The sequence below is a fragment of the Thermosynechococcus sp. QS41 genome (genome assembly GCF_031583515.1).
Taxonomy (GTDB): Bacteria; Cyanobacteriota; Cyanobacteriia; order Thermosynechococcales; family Thermosynechococcaceae; genus Thermosynechococcus.
In genome coordinates, this window is sequence record NZ_CP134181.1 from 2,581,386 (window position 1) to 2,596,327 (window position 14,942).

At 54.0% G+C, this 14,942-nt stretch carries 14 protein-coding genes; 8 read left to right on the plus strand and 6 right to left on the minus strand.

The features are described 5' to 3' along the window. The first annotated feature begins 12 nt into the window (after positions 1–12). Together RHJ80_RS12700 and RHJ80_RS12705 are read left to right on the plus strand one after the other, a co-directional pair. Complete coding sequence (locus RHJ80_RS12700; protein ID WP_310801150.1) at positions 13–1,761, plus strand: mechanosensitive ion channel family protein; 1,749 nt, start codon at positions 13–15, stop codon at positions 1,759–1,761. Then, positions 1,761–3,038 (plus strand): NAD(P)/FAD-dependent oxidoreductase, encoded by a 1,278-nt coding sequence (locus tag RHJ80_RS12705; RefSeq protein WP_310801151.1) that lies wholly within the window; start codon positions 1,761–1,763, stop codon positions 3,036–3,038. Before RHJ80_RS12700 ends, RHJ80_RS12705 begins: the two co-directional genes overlap by 1 nt. Here RHJ80_RS12705 and RHJ80_RS12710 read toward each other — a convergent pair. The 3 genes from RHJ80_RS12710 to RHJ80_RS12720 are packed head-to-tail and all read right to left on the minus strand — an operon-like array spanning position 2,972 to position 4,879. Beyond that, on the minus strand, positions 2,972–3,733 hold the full coding sequence (locus RHJ80_RS12710) for a BMC domain-containing protein (RefSeq protein WP_310800286.1): 762 nt from the start codon (positions 3,731–3,733) through the stop codon (positions 2,972–2,974). The two genes, RHJ80_RS12705 and RHJ80_RS12710, sit on opposite strands and share 67 nt — an antisense overlap. After that, on the minus strand, positions 3,733–4,497 hold the full coding sequence (locus RHJ80_RS12715) for a pantothenate kinase (RefSeq protein ID WP_310801152.1): 765 nt from the start codon (positions 4,495–4,497) through the stop codon (positions 3,733–3,735). The genes RHJ80_RS12710 and RHJ80_RS12715 overlap by 1 nt, the downstream gene beginning before the upstream one ends. Beyond that, positions 4,478–4,879, minus strand: coding sequence for an AbrB family transcriptional regulator (locus RHJ80_RS12720; protein WP_206200471.1), 402 nt, complete (start codon positions 4,877–4,879; stop codon positions 4,478–4,480). Before RHJ80_RS12720 ends, RHJ80_RS12715 begins: the two co-directional genes overlap by 20 nt. A gap of 423 nt (positions 4,880–5,302) precedes the next feature. On the opposite strand from RHJ80_RS12720, the gene RHJ80_RS12725 reads away from it, so the two are divergent. The 3 genes from RHJ80_RS12725 (at position 5,303) to RHJ80_RS12735 (ending at position 9,154) form a co-directional block, all read left to right on the plus strand. Further along, entirely contained in the window at positions 5,303–6,439 is a 1,137-nt protein-coding gene (locus RHJ80_RS12725; RefSeq protein ID WP_302677340.1) for an ABC transporter permease, read from the plus strand. Between the two features lie 47 nt (positions 6,440–6,486). After that, complete coding sequence (locus tag RHJ80_RS12730) at positions 6,487–7,662, plus strand: SpoIIE family protein phosphatase (protein WP_315863382.1); 1,176 nt, start codon at positions 6,487–6,489, stop codon at positions 7,660–7,662. A 73-nt stretch (positions 7,663–7,735) separates the two neighbouring features. Next, complete coding sequence (locus RHJ80_RS12735; protein WP_310801153.1) at positions 7,736–9,154, plus strand: hypothetical protein; 1,419 nt, start codon at positions 7,736–7,738, stop codon at positions 9,152–9,154. Here the strand turns inward: RHJ80_RS12735 and RHJ80_RS12740 are convergent. The 3 genes from RHJ80_RS12740 to RHJ80_RS12750 form a co-directional block, all read right to left on the minus strand. Further along, complete coding sequence (locus tag RHJ80_RS12740; RefSeq protein ID WP_302677337.1) at positions 9,151–10,773, minus strand: MBL fold metallo-hydrolase; 1,623 nt, start codon at positions 10,771–10,773, stop codon at positions 9,151–9,153. The two genes, RHJ80_RS12735 and RHJ80_RS12740, sit on opposite strands and share 4 nt — an antisense overlap. Positions 10,774–10,805: 32 nt before the next feature. Beyond that, complete coding sequence (locus RHJ80_RS12745; protein WP_255451743.1) at positions 10,806–10,940, minus strand: hypothetical protein; 135 nt, start codon at positions 10,938–10,940, stop codon at positions 10,806–10,808. Between the two features lie 64 nt (positions 10,941–11,004). Next, on the minus strand, positions 11,005–11,820 hold the full coding sequence (locus RHJ80_RS12750; protein WP_310801154.1) for an FAD-dependent thymidylate synthase: 816 nt from the start codon (positions 11,818–11,820) through the stop codon (positions 11,005–11,007). A 136-nt stretch (positions 11,821–11,956) separates the two neighbouring features. Between RHJ80_RS12750 and RHJ80_RS12755 the strand changes: the two genes are divergently transcribed. From RHJ80_RS12755 to RHJ80_RS12765, 3 genes are all read left to right on the plus strand, one after another. Continuing rightward, complete coding sequence (locus tag RHJ80_RS12755) at positions 11,957–12,592, plus strand: Uma2 family endonuclease (protein WP_310801155.1); 636 nt, start codon at positions 11,957–11,959, stop codon at positions 12,590–12,592. Between the two features lie 302 nt (positions 12,593–12,894). Further along, on the plus strand, positions 12,895–13,593 hold the full coding sequence (locus tag RHJ80_RS12760) for an alpha/beta hydrolase (protein WP_310801156.1): 699 nt from the start codon (positions 12,895–12,897) through the stop codon (positions 13,591–13,593). A 3-nt stretch (positions 13,594–13,596) separates the two neighbouring features. Beyond that, positions 13,597–14,931 carry a GGDEF domain-containing protein gene (locus RHJ80_RS12765; RefSeq protein WP_310801157.1) on the plus strand — a complete coding sequence of 445 codons (1,335 nt, stop codon included), beginning with the start codon at positions 13,597–13,599 and terminating at the stop codon, positions 14,929–14,931. Positions 14,932–14,942: the final 11 nt, after the last annotated feature.

A 14,942-nucleotide genomic window follows, 5' to 3' on the forward strand; every position in this document is an offset into this window, starting at 1 on the left:
CAGTACGTGCGAATGATCAACGGGTATCAGCGATTATGGCGGTGGGGAGCGATCGCCCTTGTGACCTTCTTGCTAGCCATTCTCTCTCCTTGGCCAAGTGTGGCTCAGCTCGCCGTACCCGGCATCAGTCAAACCGCAGTCACCCCCCCACCTCCCGGTGTTACCCGCATTGGTGAGCTGGAAATTGCCGATGTTCGCTTCGATGGCAGCACCCTTTTTACCATTGCTGCGCCGACGGTGCGCGATCGCACTCATCCCAGTGAGGCCATTCCCGTTGAAGTGCGCGCTGAACTCATTGAGTCAAATCTACGGCGCGTCCTCCATAGTGCTATCCGCCAGCGACGGCGATCGCCCGAACTTGTAAACATTGGTGTGGCTCGCCTCAATAATGTGTTAGTCATCAGTGCCCGCATTGGCCAAGCGGAACGCACCACTCGCCTCCTGACGGTGACAGAGGCCGACAGCGACTACCATCAACTGCCCCCTGAAACCCTTGCTCAGCAGTGGCGAGACATTTTGCAACAGCAGATGAACCGAGCGATTCAGGAACGCACCGACACAGCCCTGATGTCGCAAATTCAGGAGGCTGTCTTGATCTTTATCAAGGTGGGTGCAGGTAGTTTCGTCATTTTAATTGTGCAACGCTTCTTGATCCGCCAACGCAAGCATCTACAAGGGCAACTGGACACAGTGACCACTCAAACGACGGAACCGGAGTGGGTTTTGCCGCTTCTGCCCCATCTGCGGCACCACTTTTTTCTCAAGCAGCGCATCAAGCTCATTAGTCTCGTTCGGTATCTACTGTTGTGGGGACAAGTGGCTTTGTGGCTACTCGGCCTAGCGGCAATTCTACGCCTCTTCCCCATGACCCGCTGGCTGAGTTCCCAAGTCTATGGCTTGCCGATTCTGTGGATGGTGGTCTGGTTTGGCACGGGGCTGCTGAATCAATTTGCTGACTTGGCCTTTGATCGCATTCGTGTTTTCTGGGAGCAAAATAATCTCCTCAAGTTTGCTGATACCCAGCGTAAAACCCTGCGGATTAGTACCACTGTGGAAGTGATGCGCGGCTTTAAGACCGTTGTCATTTATTTGATTCGACTAGTGGTTATCTTGGGTTCCTTAGGGGTACCTGTTTCCTCCATTCTCGCTGTGGGGGGCTTTTTAGCCTTGGCCATTTCCCTAGGGTCACAGAACTTGGTGAAGGACATTATCAATGGTCTGCTCATTGTCTGGGAGGATCAGTACGGCATTGGCGATGTGGTGGAAATTGAACCCTACTCCGGCTTAGTGGAAAATCTCAATTTGCGCATTACTCAGTTGCGCAATGCCGAGGGTCAGCTGATTACAATTCCCAATAGTACGATTACCAAGGTAGCCAACCTGACCCGCACTTGGTCACGGGTTAATCTCGAACTGTGGGTGGATATTGAAACCAATCCCGATCGCCTGTTGTCGTTGCTGAATGACTTGAGTATCCACTTTTACGAAGAACCGGAGTGGCAACTGAAGATGCTGGAGCGGCCAGAAGTTCTAGGAATTGATCAGATTACCGCCAGTGGCTTACTCGTGCGCATTTGGATTAGGACCCAACCGGGACAACAATGGGTCGTGGGGCGGGAGTTTCGGCGGCGGGTGCTCAACCTGATGGCCACAGAGGGGATTGCCGTGGGTCGACTGCATCAACAGCTGCATTTGGCGCGCGATCGCAACGGCAAAAACGACAACGATGAACATACCTATCCTTCTCCTTTGGAATCTTGATGGCAGGTCAGCGCATTTTGGTCATCGGCGGTGGTGCCGCTGGATTTTTTGGAGCGATCGCCTGTGCGGCGGCTAATTCTCGCAATCTCGTCACGATTTTAGAAGCTGGGGCAACGCTGCTGAGCAAAGTCCGCATCTCTGGTGGTGGTCGCTGCAATGTCACCCACCACTGTTTTGATCCAGCGCTATTGGTGCAGCACTATCCCCGTGGTGGCAAGGCCTTGCGGGGTGCCTTTAGTCGCTTCCAACCCCAAGACACGATCGCTTGGTTTGAGGCGCGGGGGGTGAAGTTGAAAACCGAAGCCGATGGGCGAGTCTTTCCCGTCAGTGATGACTCAGGAACCATTATTGACTGTCTGGTGCAAGAAGCAACGGCTCTGGGCATTCGCCTCCGTACCCGCGCAGCGGTGAAGGAGATGGTGAAAGTCGGCAATGAGTTTCAAGTCACAGTTGCTCAGCAGCCTCAACCCCTTTTGGCCGATCGCGTCCTTCTGGCCACCGGCAGTAGTTCCCAAGGCTATCGCTTGGCGGCACAATTGGGACACACCATTATTCCCCCCGTCCCTTCGCTGTTTACGTTTCACATTGATGACCCGCTCTTGCAGGAGCGCTCAGGCCTCAGTGTCGAACCCGTGGAAGCAACCCTCAAACTGTTGCAGCAGCCGCCCTTAACCCAAACCGGTGCTATTCTCGTTACCCATTGGGGCTTGAGTGGCCCTGTGGTCTTGAAACTCTCGGCATGGGGGGCGCGTGCCTTAGCGGCGCAGAACTATCGCGGCACCTTGGTGGTGAATTGGCTCCCCCATCTGTCACTGCCGCAGATTCAAGGGGAGTTGGCAGCCTGTCGTAGCCATACCCCGAAGCGAGCGATCGCTAGCCATTGTCCCTTTCCGCTGCCGCGCCGCCTCTGGAGCTACTGGACAACCAGCGTGGGGATTCCGGCTGAGCAAACTTGGGCACACCTCAGTAAAAAACAACTGCTGGCTCTGGCGGAGGCCTTGCACCGAGGTACCTTCGCGATCGCTGGCAAGGGCGCCTTCAAAGAGGAGTTTGTCACCTGTGGTGGGGTGGCTCTCAAGGAAGTGGACTTTAAGACCATGGCCAGCCGCTGCTGTGAGGGGCTATTCTTTGCGGGCGAAGTTCTCGATATTGATGGCGTGACGGGGGGCTTTAACCTGCAAAGTGCGTGGACAACGGGCTGGATTGCCGGTCAGGGATTGGCAGAGGGTTCGACGGGCACCGTTTCGGCAGGCGCTTCCACGGCCACACTCTCTTGAGCCGCGCCTTGGAGGGCAAGGGGTTCGGTTTCTTTTTGCTTGAGCGTCAGCGGTAGCCGCAGGGGCTGGAGTTCTCGCTGGAGAGCCGGTGCCAAGGGCAACGATTGATCCAAATCCTCAAGGGGACGGGGTACCAACATCACTGCATGGAGTTCACCAATGCGATCGGCTTCTGCCATCCCGGCCTCAAGGGCGATCGCGGTATTGGAGGCCGTGCCGCGAATAATGGCCGTACATAGACCGGCGCCAATGGTTTCGTAGGCCGTTAGGATCACATCTGCCGCCTTGAGCATGGCATCCGCTGCCCCCACCATGGCTGGAAATCCTCGCGTTTCCAATAGGCCAACCGCGTGGCTACTGAGGCGATGGCCGCGACTTTTAGAGGCAATCTGGGCGAGGAGACTGCCAATCGGAAGAATTTTCTCTAGGTTGGGGTCAGGCCGGGGAATGACTAAGGTACTGAGTTCTTGACCAAACTGCTGCGCCCGCTCAGCGCCCTCTTCCACAGCTAGACGCACATCGGCAATTCGCCCGCGCACGATCGCGCTACAGTGGCCACTGCCAATTTTCTCATAGCCCACTAGGAGGACATCGGCGGATTTGAGCATGTGATCGGCAATGCCCACTATCGCCGGAAAGCTCTGGGCTGAAACCAGTCCCAAGGCTAAATCCGTAAAGTCATCCCGTCGCTCCATTAGCGGAAGTCGTCAATCCTGTTCATCGGGTGCATTTCTATCTTAACGGTTGGGTTGCGGAGGGCGCGGATCCCCCAAAAAACCAGATGATCATCTTCATGCCAGCGATCGGCATCTAAAAATGTCTTTAACAGTTCACTGAGAAAGGGTCGATCGCCCCCGGTCACAATCACCGTACCTTGGGGAAACGCCTGAAAAAAGGCGCCCAGATAGGCGTGTAACATGGCGGCAGTACCGTAGTAAAGACCGCTTTCAATCGCTGTGGTAGTAGTGGTTCCCCAACGGGGGGGTGGGTCTGGGGGAAGCGTCACATAGGGTAACGCTGCCGTATAGTCCGCCAGTGCTCGTGCCATTAACCCAACACCCGGGAGAATCACACCGCCCGCAAATTCACCGCGATCGTTGGCTAGGGTCAGCGTTAATGCAGTTCCCGCATCCACCACACACACTGGTGCCCCATAAACCTGAAGCGCTCCCCAGAGGGCAAGGGCACGGTCAATCCCTAGGGTGGGGTACATCCGAGGAATGGGAATATCCTCGAGGGTGAAGGCGATCGCCGTCGGATAGACTTGGTGCAAGGACACAGAACCAACACTCGCACCCCAGCAGGGGAGGTTGGGATAGTCTTGGGCAGGATTAAAGGCAAATTCCTCAGGGGTGAGGTGCCAAGTGCGGCTGAGGTGTTCACCCGTAAAGAGTGCCCAGTGCTGCCGACTATTGCCAATCATTAGGGCGAACCATTGATTACTCTGTGGGGGCACCATCCACTTCTTCTGGATCGATGAGATAGAGATGAATATGTTTGTATCCCTGCTTAATTTTGAAGGTATCCCCCGGCTTTAGGTTCATGGCTTTGGTATAGGCAGAACCAATGACAATCTGACCATTTTGGTGCACCTTCACTCGATAGGAGGGCGATCGCCCCCGTCCTGATTGACCATTGACGTCTTTTTCTGATGACTGGACTTCTAGTCCGCCGGCAGCGAGTACCGCTTCGTAAAATTTCCCTAAGTTAACACGCACCTCACCAGATTTTGTGACGCGATAGTAGCCACAGAGCTTTGCGGCTTCTTTACGGGATGCAGAACCCAGTTCACTTAATCGCTGCAAGAGTGCTTTACCAGTTAGGGGCTTTGGTTTTTCCATTCGCTCTATATTTCCTCTGTCAGAACACTATTCAAATGAATAAAGCAACTCAATTGTTCTTTAATCAACAGGTACCCACACTAGAGAGAAAAAGGGGGTCTGCGAGAATGATCTGACTAGAAATCATTAGACTTATATTAAGCTACCACTTTGTTTGAAACACAAAGTATTCTTTTTAACAATATGTTAGTTTGAAGCAATCAGTATAATCATATAGTGATACCGAATCTATTTAACAAGAAAAGGAATTTGATGTTAGTTTGTTAAGTTTTATTTATCACTTATTGATTTTTGAGTCAAACTTATCTATAGCATCATGCCTCTCTAAAAATAGGGAAGACATGTCGGCATTGAGTCTGTCAGAGCAGCCCTAGGATAGAAAAAAGGCTGTATAGTGGCTGTACCCTAGCGGATGAGTGACGAATGACCCCTTGGCAAGCGTTGCGGCGCAACCCCTTAGTGATGGTCAGTTTGGGGGTGTTGCTGACGTTGTACCTGCTGGCGATCGCCGCGGATTTTATTGCTCCCTACAGTCCCTATACCTTTCAAGTGGAGGGTGCGCTGCTGCCCCCTACCCGCATTTACTGGCGCACCCCCAACGGTCAGTGGCTTGGCCCCCATGTCTATCCCACCCGCTTGGGGCCTGTGAACTTGGAAACAGGGGAACGTCCTCTGATTGTAGACTGGCAGGAACCGTCGCCGATTCGCCTCTTTGTCAAGGGCAGCCCCTATCGCTTCTTGGAAATTACCCTGCCCCTACCGACTCGCTGGAGTCTCACCAATCCACAAATTGAACCACGTACGATCTTTGCCGGGTTCCCCAGCGATCGCCATCTCTTTGGCACGGTGGGTAAGGGCTATCTGAATCTGTTGGGCACGGATGACCAAGGACGCGATCAGTTCAGTCGGCTGCTCTTTGGTGCCCGCATTAGCCTCAGTATTGGCCTAGTGGGGGTGGCGATCGCCTTCCCGATTGGCATTCTGGTGGGGGCAATTTCTGGCTACTTTGGCGGCTGGCTCGATGCCGTTTTGATGCGGGGCGTTGAGGTGCTGATGACGCTGCCGACCATCTATCTGCTGGTGGCTTTGGCGGCAGTACTCCCCACGGGACTCAGTAGTGGTGAGCGATTTTTGCTAATTACCGTAATCACATCCTTTGTGAGTTGGGCGGGGCTAGCACGGGTGATTCGCGGTCAGGTGCTGGGGATCAAAGAAATGGCCTTTGTCCAAGCGGCGCAGGTAATGGGGGGGCGATCGCTCTATATTATTGTGCGGCACATTATTCCCCAGACAGCAACCTACGTGATGATTGCCGCAACGCTCTCGATTCCCAGCTTTATTGTGGCGGAATCGGTACTCAGTCTCATTGGTCTAGGCATTCAGCAGCCGGATCCCTCTTGGGGCAATATGCTCTCGTTGGCAACGAATGCCTCAATCTTAGTGTTGCAGCCATGGTTAGTCTGGGCACCCGCCACACTGATTGTACTGACGGTGCTGTGTTTCAACATTGTTGGCGATGGCCTGCGGGATGCCCTTGATCCGAGGCAAACCCCAAAATAGCCAAGAGCCTTGGGATACACTAGGGGGAGATTTTGCAGGCTGAAGCTATGAGCGGCGATCGCCAGCCCTATCGAATTCTCGTCATTGATGATGACCCTACTAGCCGACTGCTGCTGCGCAAAACCCTAAAGGATCTGGGCTACCAGGTCTCGGTTGCTAGCCATGGCCGCGAGGGAATCGCGATCGCCACCGCTGAGAAACCCGCCCTGATCATCTGCGACTGGATGATGCCCGAACTGGACGGCCTAGAGGTGTGCCGTCAAATCAAGCAGGATCAGGAACTCTCCCGCAGTTTTTTTGTGCTGCTGACCGCCAAGGGGGAACTGGAGGATCGCATTCAGGGCTTGGATGCTGGTGCGGATGAATTCTTATCCAAGCCCATTGACCCCAATGAACTGCGGGCACGGATTCAGGCGGGTCTGCGCCTTTATCAACTTAACCAAGATCTGCTCAAGCAGAAACAACTCCTTGAGGCGGAACTGCACGAGGCTGCGGATTATGTGCGATCGCTCCTACCGGCTCCCCAAGAAGCCCCCTGCAAAATTAACTACTACTTTTTGCCGTCGAGTCAGTTGGGCGGCGATTGCTTTGACTTTTTTGGGGTGGGCGATCGCTATTTAGTGCTCTACATTCTCGATGTTTCCGGCCATGGCTTGGGGGCGGCTCTGCCTTCGGTCTCCGTCTTGAACCTCCTGCGCAGCACCACGCGAGAGCAAACGAGCGGCACATTTGACTATCTGCACCCTGCCCAAGTCCTCGAAGCCCTCAACAATGGCTTTCAAATGACGGATCAGCACGAGAAGTATTTCACGATTTGGTACGGCGTGTACGATCGCCAAACACGGCAGTTGACCTATGCCAGTGGTGGACACCCGCCGGCACTACTCCTCACCCCTGAGGCTGATGGCTGGCGAGCAACTCTCCTCAAGACACCGGGCATTCCCATTGGCATGTTTGCTGACATGGCCTTTAGCCAAGCCACGATTGAAGTCCCCCCTTCGGCAGTTCTCTACCTCTTTAGTGACGGCATCTATGAGTTTGAAACAACCGACAATCGGGTTTGGGGTCTCGAAGCCTTTAGGGAGTTGCTCATTGCTGCCCACACCCAAGACCCTGTGCCGGCGCTGCCCCAGTTGATTGCCCAAGTGCAGAGCCATGCAGCGCCCGATGCCTTTGGCAGTGATGATGTTTCATTGGTGCAAGTGGCCTTTCCATCGGCTTAACTTTGCATCTGAGATTGCATAATGTGGCCTTTTCTGTGCAATATCCTAAGCAGTGGGAGAGTGAAAATGAGCTATGGGCGGATGGGAGTTTTTACTGCAAAAGGAGGGCGATCGCGCTTGGTTGCCCCTAGAACCACCCTCGGCGGAAGTTTTGGAGGGCAGTTACCGCTTGATGGCGCGCTGTCCGGTTGCCGAAACCTCGGTGGAAGTGCAAATTACCCATCTTTACGATGATCAGGGGGTGCCCAAGCAGCGCTACCAACGCCGCACCCACCGCAGCAGCTCCACAGGACTCATGGGTATTCTGCCCTTTACGTATTTGCAGGCGGGGCGTTGGGAATTTCAATGCCGTGTGGCCCAAGAGGGGGTGCTGGATGCAGAGGTGTTTGCGATCGCCCTTGATGTCCTTGCCCAAAGCGAAGAGTGGGATTTGCCGGCACCAGAAACCTTGCCTGCGGTTCCAGAGCAACCAGTGAAAGCTGCCGACCCCCCTAAGCCGCAAGCACCCTCCCCTGCTGAGCTGCCCACGACGCTCATTGAGCTGCCCCAAAGTGCCTATACGATCTTTGCCGATGAAATGCTGGTTTTAGAGGGCACAGTTGCCGTTCCCGGTACGGTGGTGATTCGTTTGCGCAATCCCGTCACCCGCGATGTGGTGCAGGAGCACTCAGTGCCCGCGATCGCCCGCGAGGGGAAATGGGGGTTTCATTGTACACTCACCCCCTTGGCCGATTATCCAGTCATGGTGGGGGAAGCCCGCCTCCTGCCCAACCAACCCCTAGAGCACAGCGATCTTCGCCAAGTGCAAGCCTTTATGGTCACGGTGTTACCGGCACCGGAGATTCCTGCCGTCTCTGCGCCCCGCCAACCCGCCCCATCTAAGAGCGAAACACCCGCTGGCCCGCAGTTGCCCATCTTAGGGGATAGGACTCTCGAACCTGTGCCAGTGAGCGGCTTTTCCTTACCGCCCCAACTGAAGCCTGTAAAAGCCCCTGTTGTCGTGGATTTGCCTAGCTTTTGCCAGCCCCTATCTGCCGTTACCGTACCGCCGTCTCGGGATTTGCCCATTGATCGCCAAGAGCGATTTTGGTCGCGATTGCAACAGTTAGCGGAATTAGCGCCCCCCGTTGAACCCACACCGCCAGTATCCACAAATCCTGAGAGTCCCTATCTATTGACCCCCCCCCAGCTCCTGCTGTCACCGGAGCCACTGGTATCGCCGCTGCACCTCAAGGTGAATTTGCCGGCAACACAACGGGGTTGCTCTGTGAAGGTGTGGATCACCAATGGCGAAACAGGAGAGTTAATTGCTGGCCCCCGCTGGCTCGTGGAGTTTGATTTTTATCGCTATGGGGACTACTGGCAAACCGTGCTTCACATTGACGTGCCCGCGAGTGTGCGTTCCATTGCCCTGATGGCGATCGCTATTGACCCCAAAACAGGCGCGGAAAGTCCGACGGTCACCCTGCGGCGGCAGCTCCAAGGGGCCTAGCTTTCGGGTTCGGGTTGTGTTTCTGCCCGCTCAAAGGCTGGACAATAGCCCTCTGGTGCCACTTTGAAGTTGTAGAGCGCAGAAGCCTCATTCCAGCAGCGCTGACCCCGATAAAATTGGCAATTAAAACAGCTCTCCTGATCGGGGGCGATCGGGGTCGATGTTCCACCCAGCACTTCCTTGGGGGTCATGCCGCGAATCAGCAACTGCTCCCCCTGCCATGAGGCAAGGACAAAGCCCGTATCCGCCAACCGTCGCCAGCGTGGATCTGTGGTAATAGAAGCGGGTAGGCGAATCATCGCTTCATCGTTCCACTCACTCACCTCCCCCTCATAGGCCAGTTGCACCAACGAACTCGGCGTCGAAAGCGTCAGTTGGCCAATGGGAAATTGAATCGTTGAGCCACTGGTGGGGGTGTGCAGATGGTAGCGGTTGCTCAATTCATTCAGGCTGGCTAAATCGGCAAGGTAGTTGGGGTCGCCGTGGATAAGCACCACATGCTGCGGGCGAATATTGTGAATCAGTTGCGTCGTTGCAGGGCCATCGGCATGGAGGGAAAGTAAAAACGTATCCACCTCTACATTGGGCAAGCTGGCTAAGGTAGGATCACCGCCCCGAAAAGGCTGACCATAGCGCAGACGTGGATAGAGTACGAGCCAAGGCCGTTTCCCCTGAGCTAGGTAGGGACGCAGGTCTTGATCCTCCTCCACAAGGACAATGGTGGGGGCTGCGCCTCGAATTTGCGCCAAATCGCTTAAGGGCTGCACTTGGGGTTTGACCCGCTGATCCCAAAAGAGGGACTGGTGTTGGGCAAAATTTTGAATGGCCGTGGGTAAATGGGGCAAAACCGTGAGGTAGGCATCACAGCCGCGAGCGATCGCTGGCGTGACCCAAATTTGAATCGGCTGTCCCGTAAAAAGATGATGACTGCGCAGTAGGATGAGAATTTCTTGAGCGGTACCGAGGGGCGGCAGCGGCAGTAGGACATTGTAGCCTTGATCAACCGCCGTGCGGATGCGTTCTGCCAGTTGGTTTTCCTGTTGACGGCGGTGGGGATGACGCGCGGTGCCCAAGCTGGCCTCAATGATCAGCACATCCGGCTGCAATCCTCGCAGATCCGCAAGGGGTAGTCCTTCCGTAAAGCGAGTATGGGACAGGAAAAAATCCCCAGTATAGACCACGCTCAGGGGCGGTTGCTCTGGGTTGGGGTCTTGGTAGGTGAGGGCAAAAACAGCAGCCCCCGGTAAATGCCCTGCAGGAAAGAGTTCGGCGGTCAGGCCATCCCCAAACTCAACGGGCGATCGCCAAGGCAAAGCACGACAGAAAGGGGGAACCGTTTCATCCGGCCAATTGAGGGGCAAAAGCTGGGTCGTGACCTCACTGGCATAGATGGGAATATGGGGAAAACGGCGATGGAGTGCCAACAGACTCTGGGCATGATCCGCGTGGGCATGGCTACAGAGCACCAAATCAAAGGGATGCTGTTCAATTTCATCAAGGGGCAAAACATCAAGGGACGGCACACCACAGTCCAGCAAAATCCGATAGGTGCCAATTCCTAAGCCAATGCACACCCCCTCATCTGCGTGACCCACCCCATAGTTGAGGCACTCGATCATGAATGACGAACAGTCACCCTCCTTGGTTAGCTTTAGTGAGCAGAACCGTTGCCGTGGTAGTTATCGGTGTCGTAGAAGCCATTGCGGGTGCCAAAGACCAAACACAGCACAATAAACACCGGCGTAATGGCCAGTAGAATGGGTTTCACGTTAATAGCAACGTCCATGGCTGCACTCCTCGCTCTTGTCAACTCAGTCAATGGTGTCTTCTGCTACTCAGTGTATCGTGGATCATTCGCGGGCATGTGCTGATTTTCTCTCCTCAAAGTAACGCAACTGCCGCCAACCCACAAAATTGGCATAGGGCTGGCGATCGCCCATGCATTCAGCCACGTGTTCTAGGGGAGACAAGTGTTTCGGTTCTGCCCCCGCCAAGCGTTGATAAAGCGCCAGATCAGAGGCGGGGTCACTGCGTTGGCCATCCCGCAGATAGTAGGACACCCGTGCACAGCGAGCCACGGACATGTACTTACACTCCTCAAGGCTATATTGCTCGCGCTCACTGGGATCGATATAGGGAAGGTGCCAATCCCCCACCGCCACGGGTGTCGGTTCATGGGTTTCCAGCAAATGCTGAATCAGCTTAGCCAAGGCTTGCATTTCGGGCTGGGCATCGGGGTGGTTGCGCAGGCGCAAAAAGTTTTCCCACTCCGTGCTACTCACCACCGTTTGCATCCACATCCACGGCTCCAGCATGCGGTTCACCACCTGCTTGTGAATGCCTAGTTCATGGAGTTGGCGTGCCCCCTCAAGAACCGCGAGGCGGGTTTTCAGCCAGATTTCCTTGGCAGCCTCCTTATGTTCACTTTCTTGGCGCGCCTGCATCCCCCGCTGGTTTTTTCCCCAATGGTAGGGAATGACCGGGTTGTGTTCGACTTGCTCCATCATTTTGGCCACAGGCACCGCTCGCGAACTAGCGGAATTACGGGAAAACACGCGATGGGTGAGCAGTTCACTATGGATAAAACGCGGGTACGTCAGTTGCAGCGTCACCAAGCGCACCCCTGCTGGCGAAATTGAATCGGCAATCACACGCCCGTCTTGCATCTTTGTCTCGTCTGAATCTCTGCCTTTTCTAGGCTAGTGCAAGGGGAACACCGTCCGCGCGATCCGCAACCGCAAAGCGCGTCAACCTTGATGCTGTGGCACAGTGGAACTAGACCTGTTGTGGATATACCTTCCCATGTATGCGGTTGTTTCTCCAGCCAAAATTATTCTTCCCCCTGGCAGTGTCCTACGCATGCCCGGTACGTGGCAAGATTACTGTTGCCTCCGCAACAGCCGTGGCGATGGTTCGATTCCCCGCATCAAGTTTCGTCGGGGGGAAATTTTGCTCATGAGTCCCTTACCCCGTCATGGCCGCGAAGCGAATATCGTTGCCGATGTTATCAAAATTTTGCTGGATAGTGAGGAGCGCAATTACGAAGCCTTTACGCCGATCACCATGGAGATTCCTGAGATGGGTGGCATTGAGCCTGACTATTGCTTCTATATTGACAACTGGACGGCAGCCGTCGGCAAAGACCGTATTGATTGGCAAACTGATCCGCCACCCGACTTGGTGATTGAAATTGATGTCACCACCTATACGGCGGCTGAGGACTACCTTCTTTATCGTGTTCCTGAAGTGTGGCTCTTTACGTCAACGGGCTTGAGCATTTATGCTCTCGATGGCCAGACCTATGTCCCTCGATCCAAAAGCCGCTATTTTCCAGACATTAACTTAGTAGCGTTGATGAGTGCTGTCCTCGAAGAGGCGGCAACCCAAGGCACAGGGGCTGCGCTGCGACGGCTGCGGCAACAGTTTTCTAGTCAATAGGGAATTGTTAAAGATTGCTTTCTCAAGGAAAAAGGGGGTTGCTAGATCACCTAGGACGATTCCTCGTAGATGCTATGCTTTTTGTAGCATTGCCCTTAAGGTTTCTAACTGAATTCATCCCCTAAAAATTAAAAAATTTTAACTAATTGGCTCATTAGTGCGAAACTTCTATACCAATGACACACCAAGTTGCTTGTGTTCCCGAGTCTCTCAAGCCATACGTCCAGATTGACCAGTGGGGGACAGTTCCCGTTGTTCTAGGACACGGTTTTGGTACCGATAAAAGCGCTTGGGATTACCTAATGCCTTTCTTGCCTGAGGGCTTCACCTATATTCGCTATGATCTTGCAGGCTGTGGCTCCGATGAAGACACGTTGCGCCGCTACGACCTGCAAAGACACAGTCATTTGTATGGTTATGCTGACGATCTCATTGAATTACTAGATAGCCTTGGTGTCCAATCCTGCATATATGTTGGTCATTCCGTCAGTTGCATGATTGGCGCAATTGCCGCGATCGCCAGACCTGACTTGTTTCGACGACATATTTGGCTCAACCCCTCCCCTTGCTATCTCAAAGATGAGAATTATCCCGGCACCCTCACCCCCGAAGACCTACAGGTCATTTATGACGCCATGGTCACCAACTACCAAACATGGGCTGCGGGTTTTGCCCCCCTGATGTTTGGCGTGACCGAGGATCACCGGCTAGCTGATTTTGCTAAAACCCTCTTTCGATTGCAGCCCAGCATTGCCTTGCGCACACTGCAGGTCATTTTTGATTCTGATACAAGGGCGTTTGTGGGCAAAGTCTTTCAACCCGTGCACCTCATTTTCAATCGTGACGACTTTGTGGTTCCCCAACCTGTGGCACTGTGGCTGCAGGGGAAACTGCCACATAGTACACTTGATTGGATCGAGGCGCGAGGCCATCTCCCCCACATGACTCATCCTGAGGCCGTTGGCCCTTTACTCAAAAAATATATAATCCATTCTGATTAGGGCATGCGCAAAAGTTTGCACGAATACCCACCCCGCCAATTTCTCCCTACTCCCGATGCCATTACCGCATTTTGTCATCTAGTTGCTAATTGGTCTCAGTCTGAGCTTGTCTTAGCGCTCACTGTCAATGACCAAGGCCATCGGGCACAAGTTATCACCACAACCAGCACCAGCCGATTTCCCAACGTCGAAATTATTGCTCCGTGGCAAGATTTGGTTGAGGGGGCTGTCATTGATATCACGCCTTTTCTAAAACTGCCTTCTATCTTTTTCTGCCTTTTGGATAAGGTTGAGCGAATCGTTTATATTCCCTGCGGTGAGCCAGAGCAGTGGCGGCAAGGGTTGCTATTGGTGAATCCCGTAGAGGGGCTGCTGTGCCAACTCGCAGAACAAAAAGGCTACATTGCAGCTCTTTACCGGCAACTGTTGGCTCATCATCGCCAACGGCAAAACAGCTTCATCTTTGAAGTGCAATTCCAAGATATTTTCGACACCGTGCCGCTGGGCTTGGTTTTGATCAAGGGGGATGGCTCTACAGCGATGGTCAATGCCTATGCCAGTCAATGGTTGCAACTGCCAGCCGGAAGCCATCCGGTTCAGATTGTTGCCGAGCACATGAAACAAGCACGCCAGAGATGCGATAACCGCGATGAGTTAACCAGAATTTTTCAAGGGCTGAGTGCCGATGCCAACTTTAGTGCAAAGGGGGAGTGTCTGATGGGCGAGAAAACCTTCCTCATTGATACCCACCCCGTGCGAGGCGACAGTCGGCTAGGGCGTGTGTGGATCGTTTCTGACATCAGTGATATGCGCCAGCGAGAGCAAGCACTTTTGGCCTTGGCTTGGTTGGATCCCTTGACTGGGGCGTTTAATCGCCGCTTTCTGTTGAGTCGGGTTGAGGCTTATCAGTCCCAAGCAGCGACAGGGGACGCGCTGCTAACCGTCATGATTTTCGACATTGATCACTTTAAGCGCATCAACGATACCTATGGGCATGATCAGGGCGATGTGGTTCTGCGCACATTGGCGGCAAGGACAAAGCAGGTGATAGAGGCCTGTAAAGATAGTATTTTGGTTCGCTGGGGAGGCGAAGAATTTGTGCTGTTGTTTTTTGCCACCAATGAAGACCATGCTAAATCCGTTGCCGAGGAACTTTGCGTCGTGGTGAGAAGCCAACCAATTGAACTAGGGGATCAGCAGTTTTTGACTGCAACCATTAGTTTGGGTGGCACGCTTTTTCGACCCGGTGAACAGGTGCTCAGTGACTCGATTCCTCGCGCGGATCAAGCCTTGTATAAGGCGAAACATGGGGGGCGCGATCGCTGGGTTTGGGCATGACACTTTACCCC

Bases quoted from the DNA above. Each gene is read 5' to 3' on its own strand.
- RHJ80_RS12700 (WP_310801150.1), top strand. From the start codon at position 13: ATGATCAACGGGTATCAGCGATTATGGCGGTGGGGAGCGATCGCCCTT.
- RHJ80_RS12705 (WP_310801151.1), top strand. From the start codon at position 1,761: ATGGCAGGTCAGCGCATTTTGGTCATCGGCGGTGGTGCCGCTGGATTT.
- RHJ80_RS12710 (WP_310800286.1), bottom strand. From the start codon at position 3,733: ATGGAGCGACGGGATGACTTTACGGATTTAGCCTTGGGACTGGTTTCA.
- RHJ80_RS12715 (WP_310801152.1), bottom strand. From the start codon at position 4,497: ATGGTGCCCCCACAGAGTAATCAATGGTTCGCCCTAATGATTGGCAAT.
- RHJ80_RS12720 (WP_206200471.1), bottom strand. From the start codon at position 4,879: ATGGAAAAACCAAAGCCCCTAACTGGTAAAGCACTCTTGCAGCGATTA.
- RHJ80_RS12725 (WP_302677340.1), top strand. From the start codon at position 5,303: ATGACCCCTTGGCAAGCGTTGCGGCGCAACCCCTTAGTGATGGTCAGT.
- RHJ80_RS12730 (WP_315863382.1), top strand. From the start codon at position 6,487: ATGAGCGGCGATCGCCAGCCCTATCGAATTCTCGTCATTGATGATGAC.
- RHJ80_RS12735 (WP_310801153.1), top strand. From the start codon at position 7,736: ATGGGCGGATGGGAGTTTTTACTGCAAAAGGAGGGCGATCGCGCTTGG.
- RHJ80_RS12740 (WP_302677337.1), bottom strand. From the start codon at position 10,773: ATGATCGAGTGCCTCAACTATGGGGTGGGTCACGCAGATGAGGGGGTG.
- RHJ80_RS12745 (WP_255451743.1), bottom strand. From the start codon at position 10,940: ATGGACGTTGCTATTAACGTGAAACCCATTCTACTGGCCATTACGCCG.
- RHJ80_RS12750 (WP_310801154.1), bottom strand. From the start codon at position 11,820: ATGCAAGACGGGCGTGTGATTGCCGATTCAATTTCGCCAGCAGGGGTG.
- RHJ80_RS12755 (WP_310801155.1), top strand. From the start codon at position 11,957: ATGTATGCGGTTGTTTCTCCAGCCAAAATTATTCTTCCCCCTGGCAGT.
- RHJ80_RS12760 (WP_310801156.1), top strand. From the start codon at position 12,895: ATGCCTTTCTTGCCTGAGGGCTTCACCTATATTCGCTATGATCTTGCA.
- RHJ80_RS12765 (WP_310801157.1), top strand. From the start codon at position 13,597: ATGCGCAAAAGTTTGCACGAATACCCACCCCGCCAATTTCTCCCTACT.